At 43.5% G+C, this 11,564-nt stretch carries 12 protein-coding genes; 9 read left to right on the top strand and 3 right to left on the bottom strand.

Annotated elements, in window-relative coordinates; all coding sequences use genetic code 11:
- Window positions 1–97: 97 nt before the first annotated feature.
- Window positions 98–1,084 carry a peptide-methionine (S)-S-oxide reductase MsrA gene (gene msrA / locus CA600_RS24960; protein ID WP_094873758.1) on the bottom strand — a complete coding sequence of 329 codons (987 nt, stop codon included), beginning with the start codon at window positions 1,082–1,084 and terminating at the stop codon, window positions 98–100.
- A gap of 99 nt (window positions 1,085–1,183) precedes the next feature.
- Complete coding sequence (locus tag CA600_RS24955) at window positions 1,184–1,804, bottom strand: TVP38/TMEM64 family protein (protein ID WP_179281721.1); 621 nt, start codon at window positions 1,802–1,804, stop codon at window positions 1,184–1,186.
- A 164-nt stretch (window positions 1,805–1,968) separates the two neighbouring features.
- Between CA600_RS24955 and CA600_RS24950 the strand changes: the two genes are divergently transcribed.
- From CA600_RS24950 to CA600_RS24910, 9 genes are all read left to right on the top strand, one after another.
- A complete protein-coding gene (locus tag CA600_RS24950; protein ID WP_256990001.1) occupies window positions 1,969–2,904 on the top strand; it encodes a Gfo/Idh/MocA family protein in 936 nt (311 codons plus the stop codon).
- Window positions 2,905–2,929: 25 nt separating this feature from the next.
- Window positions 2,930–3,253 (top strand): hypothetical protein, encoded by a 324-nt coding sequence (locus tag CA600_RS24945; RefSeq protein ID WP_094873764.1) that lies wholly within the window; start codon window positions 2,930–2,932, stop codon window positions 3,251–3,253.
- Window positions 3,254–3,377: 124 nt separating this feature from the next.
- Window positions 3,378–3,695 (top strand): winged helix-turn-helix transcriptional regulator, encoded by a 318-nt coding sequence (locus CA600_RS24940; protein WP_042129916.1) that lies wholly within the window; start codon window positions 3,378–3,380, stop codon window positions 3,693–3,695.
- A gap of 250 nt (window positions 3,696–3,945) precedes the next feature.
- Entirely contained in the window at window positions 3,946–4,677 is a 732-nt protein-coding gene (locus CA600_RS24935) for a hypothetical protein (RefSeq protein WP_094873752.1), read from the top strand.
- 197 nt (window positions 4,678–4,874) lie between these two features.
- Window positions 4,875–5,624 carry an iron-sulfur cluster repair di-iron protein gene (gene ric / locus CA600_RS24930; protein ID WP_094873750.1) on the top strand — a complete coding sequence of 250 codons (750 nt, stop codon included), beginning with the start codon at window positions 4,875–4,877 and terminating at the stop codon, window positions 5,622–5,624.
- A 146-nt stretch (window positions 5,625–5,770) separates the two neighbouring features.
- Entirely contained in the window at window positions 5,771–6,481 is a 711-nt protein-coding gene (locus CA600_RS24925; protein WP_094873748.1) for a hypothetical protein, read from the top strand.
- A gap of 217 nt (window positions 6,482–6,698) precedes the next feature.
- Window positions 6,699–9,122: a nitrite reductase large subunit NirB gene (gene nirB, locus CA600_RS24920; RefSeq protein ID WP_094873746.1), complete on the top strand. Its 2,424-nt coding sequence runs from the start codon at window positions 6,699–6,701 to the stop codon at window positions 9,120–9,122.
- 32 nt (window positions 9,123–9,154) lie between these two features.
- A complete protein-coding gene (locus CA600_RS24915; protein WP_094873744.1) occupies window positions 9,155–9,475 on the top strand; it encodes a nitrite reductase (NAD(P)H) small subunit in 321 nt (106 codons plus the stop codon).
- A gap of 52 nt (window positions 9,476–9,527) precedes the next feature.
- Window positions 9,528–10,319 (top strand): formate/nitrite transporter family protein, encoded by a 792-nt coding sequence (locus CA600_RS24910; protein WP_094873762.1) that lies wholly within the window; start codon window positions 9,528–9,530, stop codon window positions 10,317–10,319.
- Window positions 10,320–10,502: 183 nt separating this feature from the next.
- Here the strand turns inward: CA600_RS24910 and CA600_RS24905 are convergent, their stop codons facing one another.
- Entirely contained in the window at window positions 10,503–11,228 is a 726-nt protein-coding gene (locus CA600_RS24905) for a Crp/Fnr family transcriptional regulator (protein WP_042129903.1), read from the bottom strand.
- Window positions 11,229–11,564 lie beyond the last annotated feature (336 nt).

Raw genomic sequence — 11,564 nt, 5'->3', positions numbered from 1 at the left:
ATAACGTGAAACTTATACTTTCTTATATTTTAAGAGAAAAAACGGTTGTCATCCTAAAAGGACGACAACCGTTTCTTTGTGTACTGAGGATTGATGTTTAGGCAGGCTGGAAGAGTACGCGGTACTCCCCGTATCCTTCCTTCTCCAAATCCTCTTTCGGGACAAATCTTAGCGCCGCCGAATTTATGCAGTAGCGCAAACCGTTTTCTCCGGGACCATCGTCGAAGACGTGGCCTAGATGGGAATCCGCTACTTTGCTGCGAACTTCAGTGCGGACCATCAAATGACTGAGATCCGTCTTTTCCTTCACAGCATAGTCCCGGATGGGACGAGTAAAGCTTGGCCAGCCGCAACCGGAATCGTATTTATCCTGCGAGCTGAATAACGGTTCGCCAGATACGATGTCTACATAAATACCATCTCCATGGTGATCCCAAAAATCATTCCGGAAAGGAGATTCTGTAGCACTGTTCTGAGTGACTTCATATTGAAGAGGCGTTAACCGTTCTTTCAAACTTTGTTTGTCCTCTTTATGTGTCCAGTGGGTTTCTATAAAATCCTCTCGTCCAGAACCTTTGCGATAACGTTTGTAGTGGCCTGGATTCTTATGATGGTAGCCTTGATGATATTCTTCGGCTGGATAGAAGGTGGATGCCGGGAGAATCGGGGTTACGATAGGACTTGAGAACCGACCGCTTGCTTGAAGAGCTGCCTTGGAAGCTTCTGCTTGTTCTTTTTGTTCCTCCGAATGGGTAAAGATTGCTGTACCGTAAGAAGTCCCGCGATCATGGAATTGTCCACCTGCATCGGTAGGGTCAATTTGCTGCCAGAACAGCTCAAGTAACTTGCTATAAGGGAAAATATCTGGGTTAAACGTAATTTGTACAGCTTCAACATGTCCTGTCGTTTCAGAACAAACCTCTTCATAGGTTGGGTTCACTGTATGTCCGCCGGTATAGCCAGAGACGACACTAATGATTCCTGGCAATTCTTCGAACGGCGAGACCATGCACCAGAAGCATCCACCTGCAAAGGTTGCTTTTTCCGTCTTGGTATTTATATGGTTAGTCTGATGTTCACTCATTGATATCCCTCCATTCACATAATGCAATTAAATAGATCACAATTTAATTATAAAGCAAATACTAACTGCCTGCCAGTTTGTAACCGATAAGTTCTTTCGCTATCTGTTATTCTTCGCTTCTTGAGCGCGCGGACGCAAGCTCAGTCCGGTAATAATTAGCACAGCGGCATAGGCGATGATGGCAATAATCGCACTTACAGGGTCCTGGAACAGATGATCCCCGAGGAAAGCGTATAATGCAATCCCTGGTATTTTTCCAATGCCGGAAGCTGCAATATAGCTCCAAAAAGGCAGTCCAGCAGCTCCAGCGTAGATGTTAACCGCTGTTTGGGGAATGATTGGCACGAGTCGTGCTAGGACAATCGAAGCGAAAGGTCGCCGCTCAATGCCTACTGTGAACTTTTCGAGTGCGGGAATGGAGGCTAAATAAGCTCTAGCTTGGCTTTGAAATAAGTACTTCACAATTCCAAACAGGATTGCGGCAGCCAAATTAGTAGCTAGCCAGCAAATCAAGGCTCCTACTAAACTTCCGTATGCATAACCGAAGAATCCGATGACAGCTTTATAAGGGACAACTGGAAACAAGGCCAGTAAAGTTGCAATCCCTATGGAACTGAAAAGATTATGATCCTCTTTCATCCAGCTTAGGATGTCATATCTGTAGATAAACGCAAGGATTGTACCCGAAACATAAAGAACAATCGAGAACCATTTCTTCATAGATAATATGCCCCTTCTTCCACTCATTCATCTCATCATACGGGATATGAAGTAAATATTGAAGCAAAGATCAATTGTCAGAGAATGAGAAGCAGGTATAATAGCATTTGTAGAGAACAAAGAGAAAAGATCGAGATATTGAAATGTTAGAGGGGGATGGATCAGTGATTGTACCTGAACGTAAAAGAGTCGCCATAATAGGAATCGGCAATATCGCCCGTAAAGTATATTTGCCATTGCTCTCTCAGCATGATTATGCCGAGGTAGTTGGTGTTCTCAGCCATTCATCGACAACGGTGGAGCAGGCTGTTCATACCTATCGTTTTCCTAAAGGGACGACGAATCTGGAAGAGCTGTTATCTTGGGATCTGGATGCAGTATTTGTACATAGCCCAACAACTACTCATTATGATATAGTAACAAAATGTCTCGGACGTGGGATTTCGGTATATGTAGATAAACCACTTTCTTATGATCTTGAAGAGTCCAGAAGGATGGCAGAGCTAGCACAAGATAAAGGGCTTTTGCTGGGAGTGGGCTTTAACCGCCGGTTTGCCCCTATGTATGTCACCGCCAAGCAATGGCTGGAGGAAGTCGGTGGAATTAGCCACTGCAGTGCGATTAAACATCGAACGAAGCTACAGACAAGCACCAGCCGCGAAACCGTGCATGATGATCTTATCCATATGCTTGATTTGCTGTTGTGGTTATGTGGAGATCAGTATGAACTGCTTCGTAGTCATCTTCAATCTAGTGGAGATGGTCGTCTGCTACAGGCATCTGGAATGCTAGCCTGGAAACATAGTGCAGTAGGGATGTACAGTATGGTTCGTGAAGCCGGTGTGGATTTGGAGAAGCTTGAGCTGCACGGAAATGGTAGATCGGTGGAAGTAGTGGATCTAGACAAGGCCATTCTTTTTGAAAAAGATACCTTACCGCATATTCAAGGCTTTGGAAGCTGGGATACTGTACTGGATAGAAGAGGTTTTAGTGGAGTGGTGAATAATTTTCTTTGCAACATAAATACACCGGAGCTATGCAGCATTGCTGCTTCAGCGGTACTGCCTAGTCATATGCTGGCGGCACAGCTTGCTGAATGAGGTCTCTGAGAAAGGAGAAGAATATATGGAGGATAACCGTAAATTAGTGGAGGAACAGATCATCGAAAGCTATAAGCGCGAAGAAGAGATGATGATTCTTGTATTCGCTCAGTGGTGTGTGAATAATGGACTTGATCCACATGCGCTATACTTGCAGGCTTATCCGCAGCAGGAAGGGAATGAAGCCTTGCGTCAGGCACTTGCCCTCACGGTTTCCGCAGAGGAAGCGGGAGACATTTCTGATGACACCGTTCTGGGTGTACTTTCACTTTTTGGAAATGATGACTTGGCACAAATCGTAACTGAAGCGATTGCTCAAAGGGGATCTAAAGGACCTGTGGGGGATTGACATTGGGGATATAATAATAGAGTCAGATGAACTTTTTTCGGTAAACGATGTTCATCATGGTTAAAATGTGTTAATATTATATATACTAACTAATAGTAAGTTTCGCAAGTGAGAGGTGAGAACAATGGAAGAACATCAATTTGCGATGTGTCCCAGATTTGAAACAGCCTTCTCTTTCTTAGGCAAACGTTGGAATGGACTTATTATTCAGACATTGATGAGTGGACCGAAGCGGTTTAAAGATATCTCCGGCCTCATTCCTTCAATGAGCGATAAGATGCTGTCCGAGCGGATGAAGGATTTGGAAGGTGAGGGTATCCTGGTTAGGCATGTATACCCAGAAACACCCGTACGTATTGAGTACGAATTAACAGACAAAGGCCGTGCGTTGCAGCCTGTTATGCAGCAGATTCAGTCTTGGGCTGAGAGCTGGGTTGACTAAAATTCACAGTAATGTTGTGGCCCTTTTTCCGAAATGGTGGAAAAGGGGCTTTTCAATTTCTAAATATTAGACAGTGACAGTTGTGTTCCAATCCTTTATGCTTGAAAAAAACTTGCACAGTTTAAAAATAATTGTAATATAATAGAAAAACATTGTATGATCCTTGAATGGAAGCGCTCGCGTATTGGTTTTTGCTCAAATCTACTCAGCTGGAGTACAGGCATAGCAAAACTGTTAGGAGGCGAGGGAGATGAAGACGAAGACGACCCTATTTTCCCGGGAAATAACGTATGGAAAAAAGGATGTTGCTGAGCTAGAGAATGCTTCTATCAAAGTACAGCTCATCTATGACAAGACGTTGTTCATGCTGCATAGCCATCTTCCTGATTCCTTATGGGATGCGTGGATTGGCGTGCCTTACAGTATTATCTCTTCACTCTACAAAGGAAACAATGATAGTGGGACTATTTTTCAAAAATGGATTCAAAGTCCGACCGGCTGGAAGTGTATTGGTTGTGAACGGCACTGTCTGGAGTCCACGGAACCTCCACAAGATGTGAATGCGGCGAATCATGGGCGACAATATAAGTTTCATAACGGCATTCGCCAGAGTATGGTACTTCAAGCCTTAATTTGGTCCATGTACGAGAATATCGTATTATTCAAACCCTTTTTAGGCGATGAGCCTTTTTTTGACGATGATGATTTGCATACGATATCCTCTTATTTCGTTCCAACTTATCTGAATGAGTTCCACCTTATTGAGCGGTCTAAGCCATGTAAAGAATACAAAGATCAGAATATACGAGTCTTTCAGGAATGGATTTCCGCACCAGATCTTGTCCTCAAATGGAATGGTGGCTTGACGGAAGGCAGATGGATGACCGGTGTTTATATGGATCACTCCCGTTTTGCTGGATTGGGACCTTATTTGAAGGATTCAAAGGGACAGCGGACGTATATGCAGGCTTATGTGCAATAAAGTGAGTTGAAAAAGCACCTTTGTAGGCAAAGGTGCTTTTTTGCGCTTACTATGTATGTACATTCTCCAATCTCGTTCAAAAATAAGATACAATTTCCGTGCGTACAATCACAAGTCAAAGTTCCTTTCAGGGTTAAGGTGAAGAAGTGGATAAGATTTATTCAGAACCTAATCCCATAACCCAAGGAGGAGCTATAATGGAAACTAAACAACTTAATGATAGTATTTCGGATTCGAAACAAGCAGAATCGGTACAGGCTGGGTTTACCCCAGATGCACTGGTGAGGGATATTGTATTGCAATTCCCTAAAGCGGCAGATTATTTTAAAGCAAAACGGATTGATTTTTGTTGCGGTGGAGCTAAACCACTTGCTGAAGCAGCAGCTGAGCGTGGTCTGGATCACGAGATAATCATCGGTGATCTAAACAAGCTGTTCCAAGAGTATCCAGTACCCCAAGAGGAAATCGCTTGGAATACTGCATCCTCAGAAGAGTTAATTGCCCATATTATTAACAAACACCATCGTTATCTTCGTGAAGAGCTACCCCTCATTAGCCAAAATGTAACTAAGGTGTATCGAGTGCATGGTGGGGATTCTCCCCATTTGGTGGAATTATATAACTTGTTCAACACACTTAAGGAAGACTTACTTGAGCATACGGCTAAAGAAGAAGAAGATGAGTTTCCTAAGCTGTTGACATACGCTGCTAATCCTAGTGAAGAAGGCCTGACATCGCTTCGTGAGTCATTGTCTGAGCTGGAGAGTGAGCATGATGGTGCGGGCGATATTTTGAGAAAAATACGTAGTGTTACAGATGATTTCACTCCACCGGCGCATGCTTGCACGACCTATCGATTGACATATGCCCGGCTGGAAGAGCTGGAGAGTATGACTTTTGAACACGTACATTTGGAGAATAATATATTGTTCCCTAGGTTTCAGTGAAGATGAATAGTGTTCTAAAGAGTCCCTTAGGGGGCTTTTTTATTTGAGAACATGGCTTGTTTAAGTTATCCTTAAAAAGACAGTATACATAACTTTACAAGCCTGAGACGCTATATGGTCATTAGGCGGGACAAGGCGGTGTCAGGATGCCCATACGATCTTTGTGGAAATTGATGCTAGGTTTAGTCATCGGATTCACAATAGGTGGATGCTCTACTAACAATGACGGCAATAGTAATGCTAATAATGGTGCGGCAGGATTAGAGGGACCGACAATATCGATAAGGGTTGGAGATAATGAACTGCTTACTAAACCATCGGACAGGTTACTTAGCGGGAGTTATAGAAATGGAATATCGCTCATGGAGCTCCTGAAAGGTAGTAATATTGCCACATTTGCTGAGGATAACTCAAGCATTCTTTCGGTAAAGGATTTTTCGCTAGAGTCGGGATTGGTTTGGGAGCTTCAGATGGGCGGTCAAATCATTGGGAATGCGGATTGGAATAATACTGTAGGGTATGATTCACAGCTAGTCTTCACCGCGAAGTCGAAGGATCATCAAGCACCACTTCAAACAGTAAGGCTGACCTTGAACGGTGGAAGTGTAGAAGTAGACCTGCATCATACGTATATTATGTTATTTAAAGAAGATTTAACCGTAAGAGATTTGCTCAAAAGCTGTAGTAGGGTACAATTGGCGGATGATAATAAAAAGGTGCTTTCCGTCAATGATTATACCCCTCTAAGTAATGAAGAATGGAAGCTGAAGGTGAACGGAAAACAACTACTCGATGATGGAATGGATATGAAGCTCAGGGCTCAAGATGAATTGGAGATTTTATTGACTTTACGCTAAAAATCGTACATTAAGCCAGATTAACGGTTGTTCAGAATCGTTAATCTGGCTTTTTATGTGGAAAAGATATCTAACAATTATCAGCACACTAAAGTGTGAAAATATTCACAATTAAAGTGACTGCAATCACAATGATGACTTGAATTTGAAACGTATAATTCCAATATGTAGAAGAGAGATTGATCAGGTATTCATAAGCTTGAGGAGGCACCTAACCATGACAACGATAAGAGAAAAACTAGTATTAGTCGGCAACGGTATGGCAGGCATAGGTACGATTGAGCAGATATTGAAGCTGGGTGGAGCTTATGACATTACGGTTTTTGGAAGTGAACCTCATCCCAATTACAATCGGATCATGTTGTCTTATGTTCTTGAAGGAAGTAAGACCCTTAATGATATCATCCTAAACGACTGGAATTGGTATGAAGACAATAATATAACTCTACACACGGGAACAACGGTGACACGAATTGATGAAGGCTCGAAGCAAGTGGTTACGGATAACGGGAAGATAGTCCCCTATGACAAGGTAATTATTGCGACAGGTTCGAATTCGTTTATTCTACCTGTAACTGGCAGTGATAAAGAGGGCGTTGTAGGATTCCGGGATATTTCAGACTGTGATGCGATGCTGTCAGCGGCCAAGCAATACAGCAAAGCAGCTGTTATCGGCGGGGGGTTACTTGGGCTGGAAGCGGCAAAAGGTCTTGTGAACCTAGGCATGGACGTTACCGTAGTTCATTTGATGGAAGATCTGATGGAGCGTCAGCTTGATCGGAATGCCTCCTCGATGCTTCAAGCTGAGCTGGAGCGTCAAGGTGTGAAATTTGCTATGGGCAAACAAACGGTGGAATTGACCGGGGAACAGAGAGTTAGTGGATTGCGCTTCAGCGATGGCAGTATGCTTACAGCGGATTTTGTGGTAATGGCTGTTGGAATCAAACCGAACGTGACGTTGGCAAAAGAAAGCGGAATCTCCGTAAATCGTGGGATCGTGGTGGATGATCATTTGCAAACCTCGATGCAGAATGTTTATTCCATCGGCGAATGTGCCGAGCATCGCGGTATGTGTTACGGGCTGGTGGCTCCATTATTTGAACAAGGCATGGTTCTAGCTAAACATTTATGTGGTAGCAATACCAAGCCTTATGAAGGTTCGATTGTCTCCACGAAGCTTAAAATATCTGGGGTGGATGTATTTTCAGCGGGTGAGTTTTTGGATTCCTCTGATCACACGGTGATCTCAAACAAAGATGAATGGAAGAGAACCTATAAGAAAATTCTGCTCAAAAATAATGTGATTGTCGGTGCAGTATTGTTCGGTGATGTGACGGAGTCCGCCAATTTGCAAAAGCTAGTAAAACAAAGCGCGATAATGACCGATGAAATTTATACAGAAGTCATGGGAACGGGCTGCTGCGGTGGCGGAGCAAAGAAGAGTACATCCGTAGAAGCTATGGCGGACGAAGAAATTGTCTGCGGCTGTAACGGTGTAACTAAAAAAGCGATCGTAGATGCTGTTACTGAACATGGTTTTACTACTGTGGATGAGATCAAAGCATGTACTGGCGCTACTCGCTCTTGTGGTGGTTGCAAACCCGTAGTAGAACAAATCCTGCAATTTGTCTTAGGTGACAGTTTCCAGCAAGCTGCTAAGCAAGGTATTTGTGGGTGCACAACGCTTAACCGTGATGAAATTGTTGCTGAAATCACAGCTAAAGGTCTTAAAACAACAAAAGAGGTCATGAATGTACTCGGATGGAAACAAGAGGAAGGCTGCTCCAAGTGTCGTCCGGCAATTAACTATTATCTAGGAATGATGAACCCTGATACCCATCAGGATGAGAAAGAATCCCGATTTGTAAATGAAAGAATGGGTGCAAATATTCAAAAAGATGGAACCTACACCGTGATACCACGCATGTATGGTGGGGTAACAACACCGGAGGATTTGAAGAAAATCGCCGATGTCTCCCTTAAATATGACGTGAAAGTTGTGAAGGTGACTGGTGGGCAACGCCTGGATCTGATCGGGGTGAAAAAAGAGGATCTGCCGAAAGTATGGGAAGAGCTCGATATGCCATCAGGTTATGGTTATGCCAAATCGCTACGTACGGTTAAGACTTGTGTGGGTTCGCAGTTCTGCCGTTTCGGCACACAGGATTCGCTGGCAATGGGCGCGCTCATAGAACGTAAGTATGAACGTCTTGATTTTCCCGCCAAGTTTAAAATAGCTGTCAACGGCTGTCCACGTAACTGTGCGGAATCCTGCACGAAGGATATTGGCATCGTCGGTAATGATGGTGGTTGGGAAGTGTTTATCGGTGGTAACGGTGGGATCAAGCCAAGGATCGCTGACTCTTTCTGCAAAATTAAGACCGATGATGAGTTGATCGAGGTGTGCTCCGCTGTGATGCAATATTACCGTGAGACCGGCAATTATTTGGAAAGAACCTCCGAGTGGGTTGAGCGTATGGGACTTGAGCAGATTCAAACGGTCATTTTGGATAATGAAGATAACCGCAAAGAGCTGGCAGCACGGATTGACTTTGCTCTCACTCAGGTTACGGATCCTTGGAAAAAAATGCTCAATGACAGCAGCACTCGTACTGCGCTTTTTGAAGAAACAAGAGTCTAGCGGATATAACGCACACAGAAGGGGAGAGAGCAATGAATAAGACCACACAAACGTATGCAATAGGATCAGTACAGGATCTCCTGTTACAGATTGGCCGGGTAGTTGTGGCTGGAAATGTGGAACTGGCTGTATTTCGTACCTCTGACGGAGCGATTTATGCGCTTGAGAATCGGAGTCCTCATCCAAAAGGGGGGCCGCTTGCTGAAGGGATCGTTTCGGGTCACTTTCTTTATGATCCGCTGTATGATTGGAAAATAGATCTTCGCACGGGTGAAGTTCAGGCACCGGATCAAGGTATCGTTGTGACTTATCCAGTCTCCCTTGCCGGAGACATTGTGACAGTGAGCTTGTAGACACCGAAGCTTGTAGTAAAGGATGAAATAGAAAATGGTGGGGTGGAGTATTATGTTTACTCAAAGTGTGGAGAACATTGTCGAGGCGGCAGTCAGTAAGCGAGACCAAATGAATGAAAGTTTACCAAGATATTTTCTGGCAGCCCTTTTGGCAGGGGCATATGTAGGCATTGGGATTATCCTTATTTTCTCGCTGGGAGCGCCTCTAGCGGCTGCCAAATCGCCTTTCCAACCCCTTATTATGGGTGCATCCTTCGGTATTGCCTTGACTCTTGTTGTGTTTGCAGGCTCAGAGCTGTTTACCGGAAATAATATGTTCTTTACGGTTAGTACACTAGCTGGTAGAACAAGTATCTGGGATACTGTCAAGAACTGGGTGCTTGTGTTTGTAGGGAATGTGGTAGGGGCAGTGATTTTAGCACTTTTGATTCGAGGAACTGGACTATTCAGTGCGGCTCCCCCAGAGCATCTGATCTTTGCGGCTGCAGCCAAGAAAATGAGCCTTCCGTTTTCAGAGCTTTTTTTCCGAGGGATTCTATGTAACTGGCTGGTCTGTCTAGCACTATGGATGGCCTCGCGCGCCAAAAGTGAAACGGCCAAGCTGGTTCTAATCTGGTGGTGTTTATTTGCCTTTATTGCGAGTGGCTATGAGCACAGTGTGGCTAATATGACGCTGCTGAGTGTTGCTGTGCTGCTCCCGAATCACCCGGACACCGTTACAATTGCCGGATGGATACACAATATGATACCCGTTACGTTAGGAAATATAATTGGCGGTGGCGTATTCGTCGGTATGGCCTACTGGATGATTTCTCCCGTGCGTGGTGCTCAGACCAAATGTTAAGTTAAGAGCATATTTATGATTAAGAGCTGACCCGATTCGGGATCAGTTCTTTTTTCATCATTATGCTATAAAAAAAGACGCCCTCGCTAGGCGTCTTCGACCACTCTATTTTATAATGTGCAGAATAATTGGGTCATATATGTTTCATTGAGGAGAATAGAGGGTATATTATAAGACAGAAATTTAGATCCGGCAGATTTCGTTAGGACACATTTCGCAGTGGCAAATTTCCTGCAGCATGCCCAGATCCTTGATGACAATCATACCGTTCTCGTACTCAACCGCATCTTTTTTACGCAAGTCGCTCAACATCCGGTTCACACTCTCACGAGTAGCGCCGATCATGTTGGACAAATCTGTATGCGTAATTTTTTTGTTGATGAGGATATTCTCACCATCGCTGCTCTTCTCACCATAGGTGTTGCCGAGGCGAATGAGAGTGGAGCAAAGTGCGCCTGGTTTGCCGTACATCATCAGATCACGGAATTTCGTTTGAGTTAGACGGTGATGAATGCCCATCCATTTCATAAAGTCGATCGCAAAATCACAATGTTGGCAAATGAGAATTTCTAAATCCTTTTGCTCGATAACGCCAACTTCACTTTCTTCAATCACTTCTGCAGTAAAGCTGTGCTTGGTGCTGAAGAATGGGTCCGCTTGACCTACCATATCGCCGGCTTGGTACATATAAAGAATAAGTTCCTTACCTTCATCCGTTGATTTAGTTAATTTCACACGTCCACGTTTGATATAAAACAATTTATCCGAGTAGTCGCCTTCCCAGAAAAGATGTGAACCCTCTGGAACAACGCGTTCTTTCATCGTAACAAGAAGTCTGTTGAAATTCTGTTCGGAGAAACAGTTTGTATTTCCGTGGGCTTCGATGACATTGTAATGTTCTTTTAGCATAATCGACATCCCCTTTATTCCCTCAGTTTTTCAGTAAATTTTAAATTAATTATACCTCTAAAATCTTTGATTTGGTTAAGAAAAACCATTTAAAAGTGTCGAATTTTCAACATTGTGATTATTTTCACTTCAAAAGTGCAAGATGTAATATGATTTTTAACTAAAAAGGAGTAAGAAGTATATGTTCTTTATATATCAGCAGTGGCAATCCATTATTCTCAAATAATGGGTCTGTCACTGTTTATTTTGTTCTTATTAGATTCTACATAGTATACTGCAAAAATTCATGATATAGAAATCCATTCGATTTCAATTCCGTATAAATGCACATATCTT

This window comes from Paenibacillus sp. VTT E-133280 (assembly GCF_002264385.1).
GTDB classification, from domain to species: Bacteria; Bacillota; Bacilli; order Paenibacillales; family Paenibacillaceae; genus Paenibacillus_AQ; species Paenibacillus_AQ nitricinens.
Note: the sequence above shows the minus strand (reverse complement) of the source record. Positions and strands in the feature narration are given on the sequence as shown.